Source organism: Streptomyces amakusaensis (assembly GCF_039532665.1).
Classification (GTDB): Bacteria; Actinomycetota; Actinomycetes; order Streptomycetales; family Streptomycetaceae; genus Streptomyces; species Streptomyces amakusaensis.
In genome coordinates this window covers 90764-113396 of record NZ_BAAASB010000023.1, presented here as the reverse complement: position 1 = coordinate 113396, position 22633 = coordinate 90764, and the positions used below count along the sequence as shown (strand labels likewise).

Below are 22633 nucleotides of genomic sequence, written 5' to 3'. Positions count from 1 at the left end.
CACCAGGCCCTCCGGGCTTTCCCTTCGGTCTTGCGTTTCCAACTCTACCAGATCCTTTTCCCATTCCGTTTCCGGTTTGGATTTTCAGATCCAGCGGCCAGTTGGACCGGCCTTTTGCCTTTCGGCTTGCTCCGACTCTATCAGATCCTTTCGGGCCTGACTCCCGGTCGAAATCGGGTTGTCTTTCCGGCTGTTGGGCCGTTCCGACAAGTGAGACTTTAGCGGAATTCTTCGCCCTGACGCCAATCGGGGCGGCGTCCCTTCGAACGCGGATTCCTCATTTCGCAAGAACGCACCAAAAATGAAGCGACACGAGGTCGTTCGTTCGTGGAAGATCTTGCGGAATGGCTGCCCGGGGACCAACCGAAGTCGGCGCTCACGTCGGGCAACTCGGAGAACACTACGACTCGGGGTATCCACTGTCAACCTGGGCCCGGGGTGCGTAGTCTCGCCGCATGACCACACGTACATGCTCCCTTCAGTGGTGGCCCGCCTGACGGCGGCCACCTGCTGAGCGTGTACTCAACGGCCGCCCTTCCCGGCGGCCGTTCTCGTTTGCTCCCTCCGGGGGTCGGCCGGCCGGTACGGCGGCTTCGACCAGGAGACGGAGAGCGGAATGACGAGGATCTTCAGTGGGCTCAAGCCCACCGGGCATCTGACGCTGGGCAACTACCTCGGGGCCCTGCGCCGGTGGGCAGAGGTGGATCAGCACCGGGCGGAGGCGCTGTTCTGTGTGGTCGATCTGCACGCGCTGACCGTGGAGCACGATCCGGGGCGGGTCCGGAGGCTGAGCCGGCAGACGGCGACGCTGATGCTGGCGGCGGGGCTGGACCCGGAGCGGTGCGTCCTCTTTGTACAGAGCCAGGTGGATGAGCACGCCCGGCTCTCCTATCTGCTGGAGTGCACGGCGACCGACGGAGAGCTGCGGCGCATGATCCAGTACAAGGAGAAGGCGGCCCGGGCGCAGACCGCCGGGCAGAGCGTGCGGCTGTCGCTGCTGACGTATCCGGTGCTGATGGCGGCGGACATCCTGGCGTACGGGGCCGACGAGGTGCCGGTGGGCGAGGACCAGACACAGCATGTGGAGCTGACCCGGGATCTGGCCGTGCGGTTCAACCAGAGGTACGGACACACCTTCACCGTGCCGAGGGCCACGCGCCCGGCGGTGGCGGCGCGGGTCATGGACCTGCAGGACCCGGCGTCGAAGATGGGGAAGTCGCACGAGCCCGGGAACGGCATCGTCTATCTGCTGGACGAGGCGGACCAGGTGCGGAAGAAGATCATGCGGGCGGTCACCGACAGCGGGCACGAGGTCGTGTACGACCGGGAGCGCGCTCCCGGCATCGCCAATCTGCTGGAGATTCTCGCGGCGTGCTCGGGCGGGAACCCCGGCGAGCTGGCGACCGTTTACCGGTCGTACGGGGCCTTGAAGAAGGACACGGCGGATGCGGTGGTGGAGCTGCTCAGGCCCCTGAGGGAGCGACACGCGGAGCTTGCGGCGGACCCTGGCCGGGTGGACGAGGTGCTGAGCGCGGGCGCGGAGCGTGCCAGGGCGGTGGCCAGGCCGACAGTCGACGCGGCCTATGCGGCGATCGGTCTGCTGCCCGCGCGCTGAAGAGCGGAAGAGCGGATCCAGGAAGCGGGAAAGAAGGCGGAGGGCACTCGCCCTGTCCGCTGCCGTTGGTGCCACGGCAGCGGACGGGGTTGGTGTCAGCCGTTGCCGGAGGCGAGTTCGCGGCTGCGGTCGCGGGCCGCTTCGAGGGCGGCGATCAGGGCCGCTCGTACACCGTGGTTCTCGAGTTCGCGGATGGCGCTGATCGTGGTGCCCGCGGGGGAGGTGACGGCTTCACGGAGTTTGACGGGGTGCTCGCCGCTGTCGCGGAGCATCACGGCGGCGCCGATCGCGGCCTGGACGATGAGGTCGTGGGCCTGGGAGCGGGGCAGTCCGAGGAGGATGCCCGCGTCGGTCATGGCCTCGACGAGGAAGTAGAAGTACGCCGGGCCCGAGCCCGACAGGGCGGTGGCCGCGTCCTGCTGGGACTCGGGGACCCGGAGGGTCTTGCCGACGCCGCCGAAGATCTCCTCGGTGTGGGCGAGGTCGTCGGAGGTGGCGTGGTTTCCGGCGGAGATCACGGACATGCCCTCGTCGACGAGGACGGGGGTGTTGGGCATGACACGGACCACGGGGGTGCCGGAGACCAGGCGCTCCTCGATGAAGGAGGTGGGGATTCCGGCCGCGGCGCTGATGACCAGGCGGTCGGCCGGGGTGTGGGGTGCCAGCTCGTCGAGGAGTCGGCCCATGTCCTGGGGCTTCACGGCCAGGATGAGGGTGTCGGCGCGCTTGGCGGCCTCGGCGTTGGTGACCGTGTCGACGCCGTAGCGGGTGCGCAGCTCTTCGGCGCGCTCGGGGCGGCGGGTGGTGACCAGGAGGTCCGCCGGTCGCCAGCCGGCTCGGATCATGCCGCTGAGGAGGGCTTCTCCGATCTTGCCGGTGCCGAGGACTGCGACTGTCTTGGTCATGGCTCTGCTCACCTCGCCGGTGGGGGTATGTGCCCACATCCTCGCACCGGGGGCGAGGCGGTGCCGTGGTGTCCGAGGGGCGGTACGGACCCCGCGTGGCGCGGGGTCCGTGGAAGGGAGCGGGAAAGGAGTGGGACGGCACCCGGCGGGGCTCAGCCCAGGCCCGGGACGAGCGGCAGGGCGCGGGGACAGCCGCGGGCCAGGCGCATGATGCCGACGGTGGCGCGGACCACCTGTTCCTTGACCAGGGCGGCCGTGCGGCCGGTGAGGACGCGGTCGCGCGGGGTGTCGTCGGGGTTGACGAACTGGATCAGGCCGTCGTGGCGGCCCAGGCTCACGCACTGGGTGACATAGCCGAAGCGCAGGGGCTCCGGCCGGCGGCCCAGGCCCTCGGCGATGATCGCGCCGGCCGCGTGGAAGCCGGTGGGCAGGGCCGCCGCGCAGCCCATGCGCAGGGGGCCGGAGGGGGCGGAGCGGGCGGCGGCGGCGTCGCCCACCGCGTAGATCTCGGGGTACGAGACCGAGCGCAGGGTCTCGTCCACCTCGATCCGGGCGGTGACCGGGTCGAGGGCGAGTCCGGCCGTGCCGGCGAGGGCGGTGTTGGGGATCATCGAGGCGGCCCAGAACAGCGCGTCCGCGTCCACCTCGCCGGGGCTTCCCACCTTCCGTCCCTCTTCGACGCGGACGCCGCGCGCGGTGAGGACCGTACGGACATGGGCGCGGCCCCTGGCGGAGTGACCGGCGGCCACCTCGCCGGCGGAGAGGAGGCTGATCTTCCAGTCGGGGTAGGTCTCGGCCAGCTCCGCGGCCGTCTCGGTGCCGGTGAGTCCGCCGCCGACGACGGCGAGGGTGCCGGGGCGGGCGCTCCGTATCCGGGCGCGGAGGGAGTCGGCGGACTCGGCGGTGTAGACGCGCTCCGTCGCCTTCTCCCACTCCGTTTCGCCCGGTGTCCCGCCGGTGCGGCTGCCGAGGGCGTACACCAGCCTGTCGTACGGCAGGTTCTGCCCGTCGTCCGTGGTGACCCGGCGGGCGGTGGGGTCGATGGCGGTGGCGCGGCGGGCGAGATGGCGGACGCCGGTGCCGCGCAGCATGGTGGTGAGGGGGTGGGGCGGGCGGGGGGCGCGGGCGACGAGTTCGTGCTGTCTCACACGCTCGGTGAAGTGGTCGCTGGGGTCGATCAGGGTCACCCGGGCGTGGGGGGCGAGCCGGAGGGCGGCGATGAGTCCGCCGTATCCGGCTCCCAGGACGATGACCCGCTGGTTCCGGTGGTTCGGTGCTGTCGTCATGCAGGGGGGACGAGGCGGGGGCCCCGGCTGTGACAGTCGGGGCCCCAGGGGTGTCGGTCAGCGCAGGGCGTCGAGATCGAGGTGGGTGAGCTTGTCCGGGTTGAGGGTGGCGTCGACGCCGGTGATGAGGCCCTGGTGGACGGTGAAGGAGTACACCGCGGCCCAGCCCTCGGGGTGGACGACGACCAGGCCGGGCGCACCGTTGACCTCGCGCATCGAGAGCCGGGTGCGGCCGGGGACGAAGCCGCGCCGGACCACGTTCTCGATGAAGAGGGCGACCTTCCGGGCGCCGACCACGGGGAGCCGGGCGGCGGTGACCTTGCCGCCGCCGTCGGAGCGCCAGATCACCTCGGGGTCGAGGATGTTCAGCAGCTCTTCGAAGTCGCCGCCCATGATGGCGGCGAGGAAGGCCTCGACGGCCTTGCGGTGCTCGCCCCGGTCGACCGAGCGGCGCGGCGCGTCCGCGCGTACCCGCCGGCGGGCGCGGGAGGCCAGCTGGCGCACGGAGTCGGGGGTGCGGCCCACGGCCTCGGCTATCTCGGGGAAGGGGACGGCGAAGACGTCGTGCAGGATGAAGGCGGTGCGCTCGGCGGGGGTGAGGCGTTCCAGCACGGTGAGCAGGGCGGTGCCGACGGACTCGTCGAGGGTGACCCGGTCCTCGGGGCCGGCTTCGGTGACCACCGGTTCGGGCAGCCAGGGGCCGGTGTAGGTCTCGCGGCGGGCGCGGGCGGAGGTCAGCTGGTCGTAGCAGATGCGGCTGATCACGGTGGTCAGATAGGCGCGCGGGTTGTCCGCCTCGCCGTCGGGGAGCCGCTGCCAGCGCAGCCATGCCTCTTGTACGGCGTCGTCCGCGTCGGCGACGGAACCGGTGATCCGGTAGGCGATGCCCCACAGTCGGCTGCGCTGACGCTCGAACTCGATGTGCTCGGCCATGCTTCCCCGGCCCCTTTTCTCTCGTTCTCTCGCGGTTGCTTCACCGGGTGGACGACGGGGGCGGCCGAAGTGTGACAGGGGCGGTTCAGCTCTTGCCGCTTCTGCCGCCGCCCTTGGTCCTGCGGCGGGCGCGGGCGGCCGGGTTGCCGGTGCGGGTGCTGCGGCGCTTCTCGTACTGGGCGCGGGCGGTCTCGTACTCCTCGCGGTGCAGCTTCTCGCCCGGGGCCTCGGTCAGGGCCCGGAAGGAGTAGGCCAGCAGGACGCCGATGAAGCCGACGGCCTTGACGCTGCGCAGCGAGTCCGGGTTGGCGGCACCGGTGAGGCGGCGGCCGAAGCCTTCCCAGGTCTTGCGGAACGCGATCGCGGCGCAGACCGCGAACATGGCGATGACCATCGCGTTGACGAAGCCGCCGACCTCGGCGATGACCAGGCCCTGGTGGGCGAAGCGGAGGATCAGGAACCCCGCGACGGCGGCGGCCAGCGCGCCGACGGCGACGGCGGCCCGGCGCGGCCCGTACCCCCCGTCGTGGTTCACCCATGTGGTGCCGAAGAAACGGATGGGTTCGGGCCGGGGGCCTTCGCCGCCGCCGTCGCTCTGGATGGTGGTTCTCTGCTCGCTCACGGGTCGATTATCCCCGGTGCGTCCCGGGATCGGCCCGGAGCGGTTCCGTCGCCGTCAGGAGCAGCGGACGGTCACATAGCCGTTGCTGCCGGTCTTCACGTAGGCGTCGGAGACGTACTCGCCGTTGGCGATGCAGTCCCAGATGGTCGTGGTGCCGTACGGGCCGGTGATCCGCTCTCCCGGCTTCTGGCAGTTGATCTGCACCCTGGCGTCGTAGGGGAGGACCCGGACGACCCGGTATCCGGTGCCGGGGCCGCTGCGGACATTGACCCGCTCACCGGGTGCGACCGGGTAGCGCTTGGGGGCGGAACGGGCGGATACGGAACTGCCGTCGCTCGCGTCGCCCGTCACGTTGTCCGTCGCGTTGTCGACTGTTTCCGGACGTGCTTCATCAATCGCCATCTAAAACTCCCCCGTTGCTGTATGCGCGGATACGCGCCGTACGACTCCCCGAGGCTAACAAGCTCTCCTCGGATCGCACGCACCATCGACTAAGCTCCGTGAGTCGCGTGTGCGCACTGATTAGACGGGGGTCGCAGATGCCACCGCTGCGCAGCACCGGGCACTCCCCGGAAGCGGAGCGTCCGGAATATGCCGGGCAGTATCGCCTTGAGTCATGTCTGGGAACGGGTGGCATGGGGGTGGTGCATCTGGCCACTTCCGACTCGGGACTACGGCTCGCGGTCAAGGTCATTCATGCCGAGCATGCCTCGGATCCCGAGTTCAGAGCCCGTTTCCGGCAGGAAGTCGCCGCCGCGCGGCGGGTCAGCGGGGCGTTCACGGCCTCGGTGGTCGATGCCGATCCCACGGCCGGGCGGCCCTGGATGGCGACCCTGTTCATCGAGGGGCCGACGCTCTCCGAGCGCGTGAAGCGGAGTCCGCTGGGTGAGGCGGAGCTGCGCCGGATGGGGGCGGGGCTGGCCGAGGCTCTGCGGGACATCCACCGGGCCGGGGTGGTCCACCGCGATCTGAAGCCGAGCAATGTCCTGCTCGCTCCGGACGGGCCGAAGGTGATCGACTTCGGGATCTCCCGCCCCACGGACAGTGATCTTCGGACCGAGACCGGGAAGCTGATCGGGACACCGCCGTTCATGGCTCCCGAGCAGTTCCAGCGGCCGAGGGAGGTCGGCCCGGCGGCCGATGTGTTCGCCCTGGGCTCGGTGCTGGTGCACGCGGCGACCGGGCGCGGGCCGTTCGACTCGGACAGCCCGTACATAGTGGCGTACCAGGTCGTCCACGACGAGCCGCAGCTGACGGGGGTGCCCGCCGATCTGGTGCCGCTGCTGCTGCGCTGTCTCGCGAAGGACCCGGACGAGCGGCCGACGCCGTACGAGGTGATGGTGGCGCTGCGCGGCTCCACGCCCTCGGCGTCGTACGACACCCAGACGCATATTCCGGTACCGAGGACTCCGGATCCGCGCGAGTGGGCACCGGCGGTGTCGAAGAATCCGGTACCGGAAACGGAACCGGAACCGGAACCGGTACGGCCCGGGGAACCCCCGGCGGGTCCGGTGTCCCGGCGGACGGGACGGCGGCGGCGGCGTCGGTGGGCGGCGGCCGGTGCGGCGGCGGTGGCGCTGGCCGTGGCGGCCGGGGTGGTGGCGGTCGTGGGGAGCGGGGGCGAGGAGCCGGGACGGACGCCCTCGGCGCGGGGCTTCGCCGGCTGGAGCGTGACGCTGCGGTCGGGCAACGAGGAGCACCGGACCCCCGTCTGCACACCGGGTCCCGGGCTGTCCGCGCTGTACTGCGCCGCGCCCGGTCTCAAGGCGGTCCGGCTCGACCCGGACACCGGGCGGACCCGCTGGTCGCTGAAGGCGGGCGGCGGCGCGGCGGCCCAGAGCGACGTGGGCGCGGCCCCGGTGTTCGCGGGCGGGCTGCTGCATGTGGTCACCCCCGGCGGGGGACGGCTGGAGGCGCTCGACCCGAAGACCGGCGCCGTCCGCTGGGACGTCCGGATGGACTCGTACTCCGAGGTCCGGCACATCGGCGACACGGTGCTGCTGGTCGGCGAGGGCGGGCGGATCAGGGCGCTGGACGCGGCGACGGGCGCGAAGCGCTGGGACGGGCGGCACGGCGGCATCGGTACGCAGTGGGTGTCCGCGCCGGGGGCCGGTGGGCCCGCGCTGGCGGCGACGCCCTCGGCGGACGGTACGTCCACGCTGATCACGGCGGTCGACCCGGGTGACGGGAAGCGGCTGTGGCAACGGCCGCTCAGGGGGGAGCTGCGGCCGGTGCAGCTCTCGGGCAGGGACCTGTATCTGCTGTCCGTGAACCGGGACGGGAGCACGGACGCGGTGGTCCGGCTCGGCACGGAGGGCGCCGGTGCGGTGGTGCGGAGGGTGCCGGTGGCGGTGCCCGCGCTGGACCAGGCTCAGGCCGTGGTCGCGAAGGAGATCGTCTATCTGAGCGGGGCGGGGGGCTCGCTGCTGGCGATCGACACCGGGGCCGGCCGGGCGCAGGAGAAGTGGCGGCGCGAGATGGGTGCGACGCATCTGTCACGGCCGACGGCGGACGGGCGCGCGGTGTATGTGACGGCGGGGGACGGCCGGCTGCTGACGGTGGACGCGGCGCGGGGCACCTTGGTGGCGCAGACGGATCCGAGGATGGACGACGGGCGGTTCACGTTCGCGTCGATGCTGGGGGCGCCGGTGGTGGGGAGGGGGAGGGTGTACGGGGCGGCACCGGATGGGGGGGTGTTCGGGGTTGCCGACGAGCGGGGCGGGCGGTGAGGTTTTGTGCGGGGCGCGGTCCGTGCGGGTCTCGGTCGGGGCTCCGCCCCGAGCCCCGCTCCTCAAACTCCCCCAGGCTCCGCCCGGGAGGGACCCCCGGAGGGGCTGAAATTGGGCTCCCCCGAGGTCGGGGGAGCCCTTGGGGGCTACGGGAGGAGGGAGATGTCGCGGACGGCGCCGCGGTCGGCGCTGGTGGTCATGGCGGCGTAGGCGCGGAGGGCGGCGGAGACTTTGCGCTCGCGGTTCTTGGGGGCGTAGACGCCGTTGAGGGCTTCGCGGCGGGCGGCGAGGTCGGCTTCGGGGACCAGGAGGTCGATGGAGCGGTTGGGGATGTCGATGCGGATGCGGTCGCCGTTCTCCACCAGGGCGATGGTGCCGCCGGAGGCCGCCTCGGGTGAGGCGTGGCCGATGGAGAGGCCGGAGGTGCCGCCGGAGAAGCGGCCGTCCGTGACGAGGGCGCAGGCCTTGCCCAGGCCGCGGCCCTTCAGGAAGGACGTCGGGTAGAGCATCTCCTGCATGCCGGGGCCGCCCCGGGGGCCCTCGTAGCGGATGACGACGACGTCGCCCTCCTTGATCTCCTTGCGGAGGATCTTGTCGACGGCCTCTTCCTGGGACTCGCAGACCACGGCGGGGCCCTCGAAGGTCCAGATCGACTCGTCGACGCCGGCCGTCTTCACGACACAGCCGTCGACCGCCAGATTGCCCTTGAGGACGGCGAGCCCGCCGTCCTTGCTGTACGCGTGGGCCGCGTCCCGGATGCAGCCGCCGGCCGCGTCCGTGTCGAGCGTGTCCCAGCGCTCCGACTGGGAGAAGGCCTCGGCCGAGCGCACGCAGCCGGGGGCCGCGTGCCACAGCTCGACGGCCTCGTCGGACGGGGAGCCGCCGCGGACGTCCCAGGTCTCCAGCCAGTCCTTGACCGACGGGGAGTGGACCGTGTGGACGTCCTCGTTGAGGAGTCCGGCGCGGTACAGCTCGCCGAGGATCGCGGGGATGCCGCCGGCGCGGTGCACGTCCTCCATGTAGTACGTGCCGCCGGGCGCGACGTTGGGCGCGACCTTCGCCAGGCAGGGCACCCGGCGCGAGACCGCGTTGATGTCGTCGAGGCCGTAGTCCAGCTCGGCCTCCTGGGCGGCGGCGAGCAGGTGGAGAATGGTGTTGGTGGAGCCGCCCATGGCGATGTCGAGCGCCATGGCGTTCTCGAAGGCGGCGCGGGTGGCGATGTTGCGCGGCAGGACGCTGTCGTCGTCGCCCTCGTAGTACCGCTTGGTGATCTCCACGACCGTGCGGCCCGCGTTCTCGTACAGCGCGCGGCGGGCGGTGTGGGTCGCCAGGACCGAGCCGTTGCCCGGCAGGGAGAGACCCATGGCCTCGGTCAGACAGTTCATCGAGTTGGCGGTGAACATGCCGGAGCAGGAGCCGCAGGTCGGGCAGGCGTTCTCCTCGATACGGAGGATGTCGGCGTCCGAGATGCTCTCGTCGACGGCGTCGACGATGGCGTTGACCAGGTCGAGCTTGCGGACCGTGCCGTCGACCAGGGTGGCCTTGCCGGCCTCCATCGGGCCGCCGGAGACGAAGACCGTCGGGATGTTGAGGCGCAGTGCCGCGTTGAGCATCCCGGGGGTGATCTTGTCGCAGTTGGAGATGCAGATCAGGGCGTCGGCGCAGTGCGCCTCGACCATGTACTCCACGCTGTCCGCGATCAGATCGCGGGAGGGCAGGGAGTAGAGCATTCCGCCGTGGCCCATGGCGATGCCGTCGTCCACCGCGATCGTGTTGAACTCGCGGGGGACGGCTCCGGCCGCGAGGATCGCCTCGCTGACGATCCGGCCGACCGGCTGGAGGTGGGTGTGGCCGGGGACGAACTCCGTGAAGGAGTTGGCGACCGCGATGATCGGCTTGCCGATGTCCGCGCTGGCTACGCCCGAGGCCCTCATCAGGGCACGGGCGCCCGCCATGTTCCGGCCGTGGGTGACTGTGCGGGACCGCAGCTCGGGCATCGTCGCTCGCTCCTCGGTAGAGAGTTTTCGCCGGGTACGAGCGTACGCCGGTGGCTCAAGATCCGGACAGAGTGTCCGGCATGCGGGACAGCCTGCTCACTCCTCGGTCGGTCGGCACCGTCCGCGCGGCTGCCGCCAGCTGCCGCCGGGTGAAGGCGAGCGCCTCGGCGAGGTCGGCCTCGCGCTCGGCCGCCGACATCGCGCGGCGGGTGTTCACCTCGATCACCACATGTCCGTCGAAACCGGTGTGGACCAGGCGCTCCAGCAGTTCGGCGCAGGGCTGGTCGCCCCGGCCGGGGACCAGGTGCTCGTCCTTCGCGGAGCCCTTGCCGTCGGCGAGGTGCACATGGCCGAGGCGGTCGCCCATCCGGTCGACCATCGCCATGGTGTCCGAGCGGGAGGTGGCGGTGTGGGAGAGGTCGATCGTGAAGTGGCGGTAGTCGTCCTTGGTGACGTCCCACTCGGGGGCGTACGCCAGCATCTCGCGGTCCCGGTAGCGCCACGGGTACATGTTCTCGACGGCGAACCGCACATCCGTCTCGTCCGCCATCCGCCAGATTCCGCTGACGAAGTCCCGGGCGTACTGCCGCTGCCAGCGGAAGGGCGGGTGGACGACGACGGTCGACGCGCCGAGCCGCTCGGCGGCGTCCCGCGCCCGCTGGAGCTTCACCCAGGGGTCCGTGGACCAGACCCGCTGGGTGATCAGCAGACACGGCGCGTGGACGGCCCGCACCGGGACCTGGTGGTAGTCGGAGAGCCGGCGCAGGGCTTCGACGTCCTGGCTGACCGGGTCGGTCCAGACCATCACCTCGACGCCGTCGTACCCCAGGCGCGCGGCGATCTCGAAGGCCGTCGCCGTCGACTCCGGATAGACCGAAGCGGTCGACAGGACGACCTTCACATCTTTCGCATCCTCCGCATCGGGGGTGCGCGCCACTGGTTCTGCCACGGGAATCAGGGTACGGGGCCGCGCCCGGCCGCGGAGCGGGTCGGGGCGCGGCCCCGGAGCCTGTGGCGAGGGTGTGACAACGGGCGGCGGGGCGGGGTGCGGGCCTACCGGGCCGGGAGGTGGTCCAGGCGGCGCAGGATCACGCCCTCGCGCAGCGCCCAGGGGCAGATCTCCAGCTCCTGGGCCCCGAAGAGGTCCATCGCGCCCTCGGCGACCAGGGCCCCCGCCAGCAGCTGGCGGGCCCTGCCGATGGAGACGCCGGGGAGCGTGGCGCGCTCCTCGACCGTCATCGCGGCGAGCTTGGGGACCCAGTCCTGGAGTGATTTACGGCTCAGCTCGCGCTGGACGTAGAGCCCCTCGGCGTCCCGGGCCGCGCCCGCGATCCTGGCCAGCTGCTTGAAGGTCTTCGAGGTCGCGACGATGTGGTCGGGGCGGCCGAAGCGGCTGAATTCACCGACCGTACGGGCGATCTCGGCGCGGATGTGGCGGCGCAGCGCGCGGACGTCCTCGGCGGCGGGCGGGTCGCCGGGGAGCGAGGCGGCCGTCAGCCGGCCCGCGCCCAGCGGCAGGGAGACGGCGGCGTCCGGCTCTTCGTCGATCCCGTACGCGATCTCCAGCGAACCGCCGCCGATGTCGATGACCAGCAGCTTCCCGGCGGACCAGCCGAACCAGCGGCGGGCCGCGAGGAAGGTGAGGCGGGCCTCCTCCTCGCCGGTGAGGACCTGGAGGTCGACGCCGGTCTCGGCCTTGACCCTGGCCAGCACCACATCGGCGTTGCTCGCTTCCCGGACGGCGGAGGTGGCGAAGCTGAGGACCTGCTCGCAGCCCTGGTCCTCGGCGGCCTGCACCGCCCGGTGGAGGGTCTCGACCAGCCGGTCGACGCCCTTGGGGCCGATGGCGCCGTCCGGGTCGAGCAGCTCGGCGAGGCGCAGCTCCGCCTTGTGCGAGTGGGCGGGAAGGGGGCGCGCACCGGGGTGCGCGTCCACCACCAGCAGGTGCACCGTGTTCGAACCGACGTCGAGGACTCCCAGTCTCATGCGCAGAACGCTACTAGCGGTCGCGGACATACCCTTGCCATGTGCCAAAGACGAAAAAGGCGAAGCAGGGCAAAGCCACGCCCCCGAAGAAGATCCAGGGCGATGAGCGGGGGCTGAACTTCCCGCGAGCGTGGGTGGAGTTCCCCGATCCGGCCGACGACGAACAGGTGTTCCGCTGCGATCTGACCTGGCTGACCTCCCGGTGGAGCTGCATTTTCGGCAGCGGCTGCCAGGGGATTCAGGCGGGCCGGGCCGACGACGGGTGCTGCACGCTGGGCGCGCACTTCTCGGACGAGGAGGACGAGGAGAGGGTGGCCGGCCATGTCGAGCGGCTGACTCCGGACCTCTGGCAGTTCCACGAGGTGGGGACGGACTCGGGCTGGGTGGAGGTGGACGAGGACGGCGAGCGGCAGACGCGCCGCTGGAAGGGGTCGTGCATCTTCCAGAACCGGCCGGGGTTCGCCGGGGGCGCGGGCTGTTCGCTGCACATCCTCGCGCTCAAGGAGGGGAAGGAGCCGCTGGAGACCAAGCCGGACGTGTGCTGGCAGCTGCCGGTGCGCCGGACGTACGACTGGATCGAGCGGCCCGACGACACCAAGGTGCTCCAGGTCTCGATCGGGGAGTACGACCGGCGGGGGTGGGGGCCGGGCGGGCACGATCTGCACTGGTGGTGCACTTCGGCGACGTCGGCGCACGGGGCGGGGGATCCGTTGTATGTGACGTACCGGCCCGAGCTGGTGGAGATGATGGGGCGGGAGGCGTACGAGGTGCTGGTGGGGCTGTGTGAGGCGCGGCTCGCGTCGCAGCTGCCGCTGCTGGCTCCGCATCCTGCGGACGGGTGAGGACGGGGCGGGCCGGGGCGGGGGACCTGGGGTTCGGGTCTCCGGCTTGATCCGGGGCCTCGGGGCGCGGGGTCCGTCCTCAATCGCCGGACGGGCTGGGAATTGACGCCCCCGTCGGAGTCGCCGATGGAGTGGTCTGGGGGGAGGCCGGGGTCGGGGTCGGGGTCGGGGTCGAGGGCGGCGAGGTGGAGGGACGGGCCGGGGGCGGGGTGGTCCGGGGCGGGGGTGCGGGGCGGGTGCCCCGGCCCTCGACGGTGACGACGGCGCCGGAGGGGTCGACGCCGATGCGGGCGCGCCAGGGCCCGGACGGCTCGCGGGCGGCGTCCACCTCGATGCGGAGGGTGAGGGTCTGCCCGGGGTTCAGGACTCCCGAGGTGCGGCTCGGCCGGATCCAGGACGCGTCCGACCACACCGACCAGCGGACCGGTGCGCCGCCGGAGGCGCGGAGGGTGATCCGGGTGGTGCCGGCGAAGGGTTCGGCGTCGACGGTGAGCCGGCCGGGCCCGGGGTGTCCCGCGGGGGTGGTGGAAGGGCGGGGGCCGGCGGCCGGGACCTCGACCGAGACCTCGGGGGAGCGGGATCCTGCGGTGAAGCGCGGGGCGGGCTTCCCGTCCGCGTTGCCCGCGTGCTCGTAGCGGTCGTAGGCGTCTCCCGTGAGCCGCTCCCCCGTCTCCGTCTCCGTGGCGCTGACCGGGGCCCCGTGCCGGCCCTCCCCCGTCAGCGGGGCGCCCCGGTAGGCGGCCCAGAGCGCGAGGACCGGCGCGGCCACCACCGTCGCCACGACCGTGGTCGTCACCGCGCGGGCGCGCAGCCGGTCGCGCCGGGCGGCGTGGTCCTTGGGGTCCAGCGGGAAGCCGGTCGGCCCGAAGCGGGGGGTGCTCGCCCGGCCCCGCCGGGGGGTGTGGCGGGGCGCGGGACGGGCCGCGGTGCGGGGCGCGGGGATCAGCGGGAGGGTGTCGGGGGTGACCGCCGAACCGGGCCAGGGCCCGTTCGCCCCGGCGTGCTCGGCGGCGCGGCGGCAGCGCGGGCAGTCGTCGACGTGCCGGACGAGTTCGGTGCGGAGCACGGCGGAGTGCAGGACCCGCCGGTCCCCGGCGAGCCGGGCGACGGTGGGGCAGCCGCAGGTCTCGACGACGGCGAGCGCCGCGCGGGTGCGCTCGACCTCGCAGGCCGCGGCGGCGAGGAGCTCCCGGGCGGGGAGCGGGTCCAGGCCGAGGACGGCGGCGACCTCGCGGGGGGCGAGTCCGTGGCGTACGGCGAGCTCCAGGGCGTCGCGCTGCTCGGGCGAGGTGCCGGCGGCCTCGGGCCAGGCCAGCAGGGCCAGCTCGGCGCGGCGGCGCTCGGCGGTGGCCGCCGGGACGCGGGGCCGCTCCTCGGGGGCGGCGGGGCGGCCGGTGTGCGCGCCCTGGCGGGCCCGCCGCTGTTCGGCCAGCCGGCGCAGACAGGCCCAGCGGGCGAGCGCGTACAGCCATGCCTTGCGTCCGGGTTCGTGCGCGGGGCCGCGCCCGCGCCGGCGGTCCGCGACGGCGAGGACGTCCCCGAGCAGCGCGGCTGCGGTGTCGTGGTCGCGCACCAGGGAGAGGCAGTAGGTGAAGAGCCCGTCGAGGTAGGGCTCGTAGCGGCCCGGCCGCTGCTGCGGGGAGGGCTGCGGCGCGCGCCGGCGCGGTCGGTGCGCGCCGATGGCGTGGGCGGATGGTTCCAGCCTGCTGCTCGTCACGCCGAGACGGTAGGCGCAGGGCGGCATCCTGTTCGTACCTCTTGAGCGGTTTTACTTCTTACGGGTGAACAGTTCCCTCGATAGGGGACATGAGTCGCTCATTTCTCCTCTATTGACTCGTGCCAGTTCTCACCCGGGAGGGGGACCCGCCCCGGGACGGGCGGTCGCGGGGCGGGCGGGGACGGCGTTGTCAGCGGGCCCGGGTACGGTTCGCGTCATGGCTGCCCGTACGAAATCCGCGAAGGACCGGCCGTCCTACCGCTGCACCGAGTGCGGGTGGACGACCGCGAAGTGGCTCGGCCGCTGCCCCGAGTGCCAGGCCTGGGGCACGGTCGAGGAGTACGGCGCGCCCGCCGTGCGGACGACGGCGGCGGGGCGGGTCTCCACCGCGGCGCTGCCGATCGGGCAGGTCGACGGGCGGCAGGCGACCGCCCGCTCCACGGGGGTGGACGAGCTGGACCGGGTGCTGGGCGGCGGTCTGGTGCCCGGGGCCGTGGTGCTGCTCGCGGGCGAGCCCGGGGTCGGCAAGTCGACCCTGCTGCTCGACGTCGCGGCCAAGGCCGCCGACGAGACCCACCGCACGCTGTATGTGACGGGCGAGGAGTCCGCGAGCCAGGTGCGGCTGCGCGCCGACCGCATCGGCGCGCTGCACGACCATCTCTATCTCGCCGCCGAGACCGACCTCTCCGCCGTCCTCGGCCATCTGGACGCGGTCAAGCCGTCCCTGCTGATCCTGGACTCGGTGCAGACGGTGGCCTCGCCGGAGATCGACGGCGCGCCGGGCGGCATGGCCCAGGTCCGGGAGGTGGCCGGGGCGCTGATCCGCGCCTCCAAGGAGCGCGGGATGTCCACGCTGCTGGTCGGCCACGTCACCAAGGACGGCACGATCGCCGGGCCCCGGCTGCTGGAGCATCTCGTCGATGTCGTGCTGCACTTCGAGGGCGACCGGCACGCCCGGCTCCGGCTGGTCCGGGGCATCAAGAACCGCTACGGGGCGACCGACGAGGTCGGCTGCTTCGAGCTGACGGACGAGGGGATCAACGGGCTCGCCGATCCCTCGGGGCTCTTCCTCACCCGCCGGGCCGCGCCGGTGCCCGGCACCTGTCTGACGGTCACTCTGGAGGGCAAGCGCCCGCTGGTGGCCGAGGTGCAGGCGCTCACCGTGGACTCGCAGATCCCCTCGCCCCGGCGGACCACCTCGGGTCTGGAGACCTCCCGGGTGTCGATGATGCTCGCCGTGCTGGAGCAGCGCGGCCGGATCACGGCCCTGGGCAAGCGCGACATCTACAGCGCCACGGTCGGCGGGGTGAAGCTCTCGGAGCCCGCCGCCGATCTGGCGATCGCGCTGGCGCTGGCGTCGGCGGCGAGCGACTCCCCGCTGCCGAAGAATCTCGTCGCGATCGGCGAGGTCGGTCTCGCGGGCGAGGTCAGACGGGTCACCGGAGTTCAGCGCCGGCTGGCCGAGGCGCACCGGCTCGGCTTCACCCACGCGCTCGTTCCCAGTGATCCCGGGCGGATCCCCGCCGGGATGAAGGTGACGGAGGTGGCCGATGTGGGAGAGGCCCTCAGAGTGCTGCCGCGCGGCCGGAAGCAGGCCTCGGAGGAGCCCTCGGCGAGGGCCGCGCGCGGGGCCTCGTCCGGGGCCTCGCGGGAAGAGCGCGCGGACGCCCCACGGGGCGGCGACACTCGCCGGTAGACTTTGCCCTGGTCTCGCCCATCCGTACGAGCCGGAGGAGTGCAGTGGCAGCCAACGACCGGGCATCATCGCCCGGAAAGTCCGGCGCGGGCTCCGGCAACGAAGCACTGATCCGCGCCGCCCTGAGCGCTGTCGCCCCCGGCACGGCGCTCCGCGACGGCCTGGAGCGCATCCTCCGGGGCAACACCGGCGGCCTGATCGTCCTCGGCATGGACAAGATGGTCGAGTCGATGTGCACGGGCGGCTTCGTGCTGGATGTGGAGTTCGCCGCCACCCGGCTGCGTGAGCTGTGCAAGCTGGACGGCGCGCTCATCCTCGACAAGGACGCGACGAAGATTCACCGCGCCGGTGTGCAGCTGGTGCCGGACGCCTCGATCCCCACGGACGAGACCGGCACCCGGCACCGCACGGCGGACCGGGTCTCGCGGCAGTGCGGTTTCCCGGTGATCTCCGTGTCCCAGTCGATGCGGCTGATCGCGCTGTACGTGGACGGGGAGCGCAGGGTCCTGGAGGAGTCCGCGGCGATCCTCTCGCGCGCCAATCAGGCGCTGGCCACCCTGGAGCGGTACAAGCTCCGGCTGGACGAGGTCGCGGGCACGCTCTCGGCGCTGGAGATCGAGGACCTGGTCACGGTCCGGGACGTCACCGCGGTCGCCCAGCGGCTGGAGATGGTGCGCCGGATCGCCACCGAGATCGCCGAGTACGTGGTGGAGTTGGGCACCGACGGGCGACTGCTCTCCCTCCAGCTCGACGAGCTGATCGCGGGCGTGGAGCCGGAGCGGGAGCTGGTCGTGCGCGACTATGTGCCGGAGCCGACCGCCAAGCGGTCCCGCACGGTCGACGAGGCGCTCCACGAGCTGGACGCGCTCACCCACACCGAGCTGCTGGAACTTCCCATAGTGGCCCGCGCCCTGGGCTACAGCGGCTCCCCCGAGACGCTGGACTCCGCGGTCTCGCCGCGCGGCTACCGGCTGCTGGCGAAGGTGCCCCGGCTGCCGGGCGCGATCATCGAGCGGCTGGTGGAGCACTTCGGCGGTCTGCAGAAGCTGCTCGCGGCCAGCGTGGACGACCTCCAGACCGTCGACGGCGTGGGCGAGGCCCGGGCCAGGAGCGTACGGGAGGGGCTGTCCCGCCTCGCCGAGTCGTCCATCCTCGAACGGTACGTATGAGACGGCGCGCATGAGACGCCACGCATGAGAGAGACCGGCCGTTCCCCCCGGGGAGCGGCCGGTCCCGTCGTTCTGACGCTTCCTCAGTCCTTCTTCAGCACGAAGGAACGCTGTGTCATCGACTCGCCGGGGAAGCGCAGTTCCACCAGATAGGTGCCGGCCTCGACCGGTCCGGCGGGCGGGGTCGCGCAGCGCGGCTCGCTCTCCCGGCGGTCCCACTCGACGGTGTGGGTGATCGTGGCACCGGCCGGGACCCTCAGCAGCAGGCTGCCCGCGGGCTTCGGGCAGTCCTTGGACGACCACACCTCGTCGGCGCTGTTGTCCCTGATGGTGAGCACGGCCGCGGCGGGTCCGAAGTCCGCCTTGCAGTCGGTCGCCGAGGTGTTGGCGGCGCTCACCCGGAACGAGGGCTTCTCGCCGGGCGCGTAGTCGTTGCGGGTGGTGAGCGCCAACCGCAGTGAGCCGGAGGGGCAGTCGGGCAGCGGGGAGCCCGCCCGGACCCGCTCGCCGGCCGGACCGCCGGAGCCCGGACCGCTGCCGGAGTCCCCGGAACCGGAACCGGGACCGGAATCTGACCCGGAGCCAGAACCGGGACCCGAGCCGCCCGTACCGCCGCCCGAGGACGACCCCGTACCCCCGTCGGCCCCGCCGGAACCCGAACCCGAGCCCGAGCCGGAACCGGAACTTGAGCCGGAACCGGAACTTGAGCCCGAACCGGCGTTCGTACCGCCCGAGTCCTCGCGTCCGCCGGGCTGCGCGCTGATCGCCGGGCCGGACCGCGAAGGCCCCGGTGTGATGGTCGAAGGCGCCTTGGTGGACCCGCCGTTGGCATGGTCGTCACCGCCTCCGCTCCCGTCGCCCGAGGTGACCGCCCACACGGCCAGCGCCAGGAGCAGCGCGGCCAGTGCCAGCGCGACGGCTCTCCGCCGCCAGTAGATGGAGGAGGGGAGCGGCCCGATCGGATTGCGCATAGATCCCACGGATCAAACTCTACGAGAGAACCCGGCCAACTCCCGTCCTCCCCGCCGCAGAGTTCCCAAGTTCTGCCGATCATCATCATGGGGCTGGGCCGAATGGAACCGATCGCCGCCGGATTCCATCAGGGCGGGCCCCCGCCGAACGCGCTGGTCGGGGGCGTTTGAGCAGCGGGTACGGTCGCACATCATGGACAGCACCATCACTCGCGGGCTCTATCGCGACATCACCGAATACGCCGCCACCACCCCCTACTGGGTCCACAAACTGGCCGAGTTCTGGACCGAGGCCGGACTGCTGCTCTTCGGAGTGCTCTTCGTGGTCATGTGGTGGCGGGCGCGCGGCGGCGCCACCGGCGAGATAGCCGTGGCGGTGCTCGCCCCGATCGCGACCGCGATCGGCTATGTCGTCAGCGAGTCCCTCAAGACCGTGTTCGACGAGGAGCGCCCCTGCCGCGCGGTCACCGATGCGGTGGGCTCCCTGGCGACCTGCCCGCCCGTCGGCGACTGGTCCTTCCCCAGCAACCACTCCGCGATCGCGGGCGCGGCGGCGGTGGCCCTGCTGCTGGTCCGGCCGAAGCTCGCGTGGCTGACCGTGCCGATGGCGCTGCTGATGGCGTTCTCCCGGGTCTTCGTCGGAGTGCACTACCCGCACGATGTGATCGTCGGCCTGGTGCTCGGCGGTCTGGTCGCGGCGATCGTCATGGTGGCGCTGCGCACCCCGGCGACATCCCTGTTCGGCTCGGTGCGCACCAGCCGGAACGGCCTGGTGGCCTGGTTCGCCGGGCCCGGGCGCGGCTGACGCCCGTACGCCCGCCCGGCGGGGCCCGCCCTGATCCGGAAGGAGGGCCGCGGCCCCGCCCCCGGAGCGGGTGCGGGCGCTGGTGCCCGTGGCATGTCAGGATCGTCAGTGCCATGACTGAGACCAGCACAGACTTCGCCCCCGCCGACGCCGCGTCCCTGCACTCCCCCGTCATCGCCTGGTTCGACGAACACGCCCGCGATCTGCCCTGGCGACGCCCGGAGGCGGGCGCGTGGGGGGTGATGGTCAGCGAGTTCATGTTGCAGCAGACCCCGGTCTCCCGGGTGCTCCCGGTGTACGAGCAGTGGCTGGCCCGCTGGCCCCGGCCCGCCGATCTGGCGGCCGAGGCCTCCGGCGAGGCGGTCCGCGCCTGGGGCCGGCTCGGCTATCCGCGCCGCGCGCTGCGCCTGCACGGGGCCGCGCAGGCGATAACGGAGCGGCACGGCGGCGATGTGCCCAGCGACCACGCCCAGCTGCTGGCGCTGCCCGGGATCGGCGAGTACACGGCGGCGGCCGTCGCCTCCTTCGCGTACGGACAGCGGCACGCCGTCCTGGACACCAATGTGCGCCGGGTGCTCGCCCGCGCCGCGAGCGGCATCCAGTACCCGCCGACCGCGACGACGGCCGCCGAGCGCAAGCTCGCCCGGGCGCTGCTCCCCGACGACGAGGAGACCGCGGCCCGCTGGGCGGCGGCCTCGATGGAGCTGGGCGCGCTGGTGTGCACCGCCCGGAACGAGGCGTGCGCGCGCTGCCCGATCGCCGCCCAGTGCGCCTGGCGGCTGGCCGGGAAGCCCGCTCACACCGGCCCCGCCCGGCGCGGCCAGACCTACGCGGGCACCGACCGCCAGGTGCGCGGCAAGCTGCTGGCCGTACTGCGGGAGGCCCACGCCCCGGTGGAGCAGTCGGCGCTGGACGCGGTCTGGCACGATCCTGTGCAGCGCGCCAGGGCGCTGGACGGGCTGGTCGCGGACGGGCTGGTGGAGCCGCTCGCCGAGGGCAGGTACCGGCTTCCCGGCTGAGCGGGATCCGCCCGTTCCCCGGGAGCCTCCCGGCGCGTTCCCCGGCACGCGACCCCCGAAACATTGGCTGTTACACAACCGATGGATGGCCGTGCGCCCTCCGACGGCTTCTCCGCACAGCGCCGTGACAACCGCTCCGTAGCTTCTGAGGTAACGGAACGCGGTGCAGTTCACGGGGACGGAGGCGGTTGGAATGGCGCACGGCGAGGTGCTCGGTTTTGAAGAGTACGTACGCACCCGGCAGGAGGCTCTGCTGCGCAGCGCCCGGCGGCTCGTGCCCGACCCGATCGACGCCCAGGACCTGCTGCAGACCGCGCTGGCCCGCACCTACGGCCGCTGGGACGGCATCGCCGACAAGTCCCTCGCCGACGCCTATCTCCGCCGGGTGATGATCAATACCCGTACGGAGTGGTGGCGGGCCCGCAAGCTCGAAGAGGTGCCCACCGAGCAGCTGCCCGACGCCTGTGTCGAGGACGGCACCGAGCAGCGCGCCGACCGCGCCCTGCTGATGGATGTGCTGAAGGTGCTCGCGCCCAAGCAGCGCAGTGTGGTGGTGCTGCGCCACTGGGAGCAGATGAGCACCGAGGAGACCGCTGCCGCGCTGGGCATGTCTGCGGGTACGGTGAAGAGCACGCTGCACCGGGCACTGGCCAGGCTGCGTCAGGAGCTGGAGAGCCGGGACCTGGACGCGCGGGCGCTGGAGCGCGACGAGATCGACGGACCGGACGGGATCGGCCGGATCCGCGGGGTGCGGGACGACCGTTGTGACGACGAGCGGGGGCAGGAGCGGTGCGCGGCCTGAAAGGCCCGGGAACCAGCCGTACGGGCGGCCCGAGGAAGATCGCGGGCACCGGGCCCGGACGCGCCGCCGACGGGCGGCCCGGCACGGGAGACCACCCCGGAGGACATCCGGGACGGCATCCGGGGCTGCATCCGGGAGGACTGACGGCGGGCGCCGCGGCGCTCGCCGCGCTCGCCGTCCTCGGGCTGTTCACCGTCGGCTGCTCGGCGAGCGGCAGCGGCGTCCAGGACGAGGGCTCGGCGCACGCCCAGGCCGCCCCGAAGAGCACCCCGGCGGCGAGTTCCCCGGGCGCGGCGGCGGACACCCCGGCGGGGAAGACCGCGGCCGTCGACCCGGTCGAGCTGATCAAGAACGACCCGGAGGTCGACAAGCAGGTCAAGGCCGACCTCAAGCCCTGCGGCCGGAGCGCCTACCCGGTGGACGTCGCGTACGGGAACATCACCGGCGGAGAGTCGCCTGACGTGGTCGTGAATGTGATGACCTGCGCCGACGGGGTCGGGCTCGGCACCTATGTCTACCGGGCGGCCGGCTCGGCGTACAAGAATGTCTTCAAGTCCGAGAAGACCGCCGTCTACGCCTCCATCGACCGGGGCGATCTGGTGGTGACCCAGCAGGTCTACAGCGAGCGCGACCCGGTGGCCTCGCCGTCGGCCGAGGTGGTCACGACGTACCACTGGGCGAGCGGCCGGTTCAGCGAGCTGCACTGGGTGCGGAACGAATTCAGCAGGACGGTCGGGGAGGACGAACTGGTCGTCCCCGAACCGACCTCCGCCCCGAACGAGAACTGAGAGAGCGACCGATGGCCGACACCCATGTGCTGTTCGTGGAGGACGACGACGTCATCCGCGAGGCGACCCAGCTGGCGCTGGAACGGCACGGCTTCGTGGTGACCGCCATGCCCGACGGGCTGCTGGGCCTGGAGTCCTTCCGGGCGAACCGGCCCGACATCGCGCTGCTCGACGTGATGGTGCCGGGGCTCGACGGGGTGAGTCTGTGCCGTCGCATCCGGGACGAGTCGACCGTACCGGTGATCATGCTGTCGGCGCGTGCCGACTCCATCGACGTGGTGCTCGGCCTGGAGGCGGGCGCGGACGACTATGTGACCAAGCCCTTCGACGGCGCGGTGCTGGTCGCCCGGATCCGCGCGGTGCTGCGGCGGTTCGGCCACGCGGGCGGCGGCGACCGGGCCGCCGCGGACCAGGGCCCGGGCGCGCTGCTGACCTTCGGCGATCTGGAGGTCGACACGGAGGGCATGGAGGTGCGCAGGGCCGGCGACCCGGTGGGGCTCACCCCCACGGAGATGCGGCTGCTGCTGGAGTTCTCCTCCTCGCCCGGCACCGTGCTCTCCCGCGACAAGCTGCTCGAACGGGTCTGGGACTACGGCTGGGGCGGTGACACGCGGGTGGTGGACGTCCATGTCCAGCGGCTGCGCACCAAGATCGGCCAGGACCGGATCGAGACGGTCCGGGGCTTTGGCTACAAGCTCAAGGCATGAGGGCCGGAAGGCGTATGAGGCCCACTGGACCGCGCGGGAGCGCG

General features: G+C 72.5%; 20 protein-coding genes. 10 read left to right on the top strand and 10 right to left on the bottom strand.

Features of this window, described 5'->3' with window-relative positions; translation table 11 throughout:
* Nucleotides 1-616 precede the first annotated feature (616 nt).
* Complete coding sequence (gene trpS / locus ABD371_RS31035) at nt 617-1615, top strand: tryptophan--tRNA ligase (RefSeq protein WP_344484313.1); 999 nt, start codon at nt 617-619, stop codon at nt 1613-1615.
* A 95-nt stretch (nt 1616-1710) separates the two neighbouring features.
* Here trpS and proC read toward each other — a convergent pair whose 3' ends face one another.
* The 5 genes from proC to ABD371_RS31010 all read right to left on the bottom strand — a co-directional run bounded on the left by proC (nt 1711) and on the right by ABD371_RS31010 (nt 5763).
* Nucleotides 1711-2520: a pyrroline-5-carboxylate reductase gene (gene proC, locus ABD371_RS31030; RefSeq protein ID WP_344484310.1), complete on the bottom strand. Its 810-nt coding sequence runs from the start codon at nt 2518-2520 to the stop codon at nt 1711-1713.
* A gap of 152 nt (nt 2521-2672) precedes the next feature.
* A complete protein-coding gene (locus tag ABD371_RS31025; RefSeq protein ID WP_344484307.1) occupies nt 2673-3806 on the bottom strand; it encodes an NAD(P)/FAD-dependent oxidoreductase in 1134 nt (377 codons plus the stop codon).
* A 57-nt stretch (nt 3807-3863) separates the two neighbouring features.
* Nucleotides 3864-4739 carry an RNA polymerase sigma factor SigJ gene (gene sigJ / locus ABD371_RS31020; RefSeq protein ID WP_344484304.1) on the bottom strand — a complete coding sequence of 292 codons (876 nt, stop codon included), beginning with the start codon at nt 4737-4739 and terminating at the stop codon, nt 3864-3866.
* A gap of 85 nt (nt 4740-4824) precedes the next feature.
* Nucleotides 4825-5361, bottom strand: coding sequence for a hypothetical protein (locus ABD371_RS31015; RefSeq protein WP_344484301.1), 537 nt, complete (start codon nt 5359-5361; stop codon nt 4825-4827).
* 54 nt (nt 5362-5415) lie between these two features.
* Nucleotides 5416-5763 (bottom strand): peptidase, encoded by a 348-nt coding sequence (locus ABD371_RS31010; RefSeq protein WP_344484298.1) that lies wholly within the window; start codon nt 5761-5763, stop codon nt 5416-5418.
* A 137-nt stretch (nt 5764-5900) separates the two neighbouring features.
* Here ABD371_RS31010 and ABD371_RS31005 point away from each other — a divergent pair, with 137 nt between their 5' ends.
* A complete protein-coding gene (locus ABD371_RS31005) occupies nt 5901-8090 on the top strand; it encodes a serine/threonine-protein kinase (RefSeq protein ID WP_344484295.1) in 2190 nt (729 codons plus the stop codon).
* A 146-nt stretch (nt 8091-8236) separates the two neighbouring features.
* Here the strand turns inward: ABD371_RS31005 and ilvD are convergent, their stop codons facing one another.
* The 3 genes from ilvD to ABD371_RS30990 all read right to left on the bottom strand — a co-directional run bounded on the left by ilvD (nt 8237) and on the right by ABD371_RS30990 (nt 12073).
* Complete coding sequence (gene ilvD, locus ABD371_RS31000; RefSeq protein WP_344484292.1) at nt 8237-10087, bottom strand: dihydroxy-acid dehydratase; 1851 nt, start codon at nt 10085-10087, stop codon at nt 8237-8239.
* A 55-nt stretch (nt 10088-10142) separates the two neighbouring features.
* Nucleotides 10143-11036 (bottom strand): sugar phosphate isomerase/epimerase family protein, encoded by an 894-nt coding sequence (locus ABD371_RS30995; protein ID WP_381735432.1) that lies wholly within the window; start codon nt 11034-11036, stop codon nt 10143-10145.
* A gap of 104 nt (nt 11037-11140) precedes the next feature.
* Nucleotides 11141-12073, bottom strand: coding sequence for a Ppx/GppA family phosphatase (locus ABD371_RS30990; RefSeq protein ID WP_344484289.1), 933 nt, complete (start codon nt 12071-12073; stop codon nt 11141-11143).
* Between the two features lie 41 nt (nt 12074-12114).
* Here ABD371_RS30990 and ABD371_RS30985 point away from each other — a divergent pair, with 41 nt between their 5' ends.
* Nucleotides 12115-12915 carry a DUF3109 family protein gene (locus tag ABD371_RS30985; protein ID WP_344484286.1) on the top strand — a complete coding sequence of 267 codons (801 nt, stop codon included), beginning with the start codon at nt 12115-12117 and terminating at the stop codon, nt 12913-12915.
* A gap of 79 nt (nt 12916-12994) precedes the next feature.
* Here the strand turns inward: ABD371_RS30985 and ABD371_RS30980 are convergent, their stop codons facing one another.
* The gene (locus tag ABD371_RS30980) at nt 12995-14632 is read right to left on the bottom strand and encodes a BACON domain-containing protein (protein ID WP_344484283.1); all 1638 of its coding nucleotides are present in this window, start codon (nt 14630-14632) and stop codon (nt 12995-12997) included.
* Nucleotides 14633-14849: 217 nt separating this feature from the next.
* On the opposite strand from ABD371_RS30980, the gene radA reads away from it, so the two are divergent.
* Entirely contained in the window at nt 14850-16328 is a 1479-nt protein-coding gene (gene radA, locus ABD371_RS30975) for a DNA repair protein RadA (protein WP_344484280.1), read from the top strand.
* 44 nt (nt 16329-16372) lie between these two features.
* Nucleotides 16373-17497 (top strand): DNA integrity scanning diadenylate cyclase DisA, encoded by a 1125-nt coding sequence (gene disA / locus ABD371_RS30970; protein WP_190120749.1) that lies wholly within the window; start codon nt 16373-16375, stop codon nt 17495-17497.
* 83 nt (nt 17498-17580) lie between these two features.
* On the opposite strand, the gene ABD371_RS30965 is transcribed toward disA, so the two are convergent.
* Nucleotides 17581-18477: a hypothetical protein gene (locus ABD371_RS30965; RefSeq protein WP_344484276.1), complete on the bottom strand. Its 897-nt coding sequence runs from the start codon at nt 18475-18477 to the stop codon at nt 17581-17583.
* Nucleotides 18478-18661: 184 nt separating this feature from the next.
* On the opposite strand from ABD371_RS30965, the gene ABD371_RS30960 reads away from it, so the two are divergent.
* From ABD371_RS30960 to cseB, 5 genes are all read left to right on the top strand, one after another.
* On the top strand, nt 18662-19273 hold the full coding sequence (locus tag ABD371_RS30960) for a phosphatase PAP2 family protein (protein ID WP_344484273.1): 612 nt from the start codon (nt 18662-18664) through the stop codon (nt 19271-19273).
* Nucleotides 19274-19386: 113 nt separating this feature from the next.
* Complete coding sequence (locus ABD371_RS30955; protein WP_344484270.1) at nt 19387-20292, top strand: HhH-GPD family protein; 906 nt, start codon at nt 19387-19389, stop codon at nt 20290-20292.
* A 193-nt stretch (nt 20293-20485) separates the two neighbouring features.
* Complete coding sequence (locus ABD371_RS30950; RefSeq protein WP_190120753.1) at nt 20486-21094, top strand: SigE family RNA polymerase sigma factor; 609 nt, start codon at nt 20486-20488, stop codon at nt 21092-21094.
* Nucleotides 21082-21882 (top strand): hypothetical protein, encoded by an 801-nt coding sequence (locus ABD371_RS30945; RefSeq protein WP_344484267.1) that lies wholly within the window; start codon nt 21082-21084, stop codon nt 21880-21882. The genes ABD371_RS30950 and ABD371_RS30945 overlap by 13 nt, the downstream gene beginning before the upstream one ends.
* A gap of 11 nt (nt 21883-21893) precedes the next feature.
* Nucleotides 21894-22589: a two-component system response regulator CseB gene (cseB, locus tag ABD371_RS30940; RefSeq protein ID WP_190120754.1), complete on the top strand. Its 696-nt coding sequence runs from the start codon at nt 21894-21896 to the stop codon at nt 22587-22589.
* Nucleotides 22590-22633: the final 44 nt, after the last annotated feature.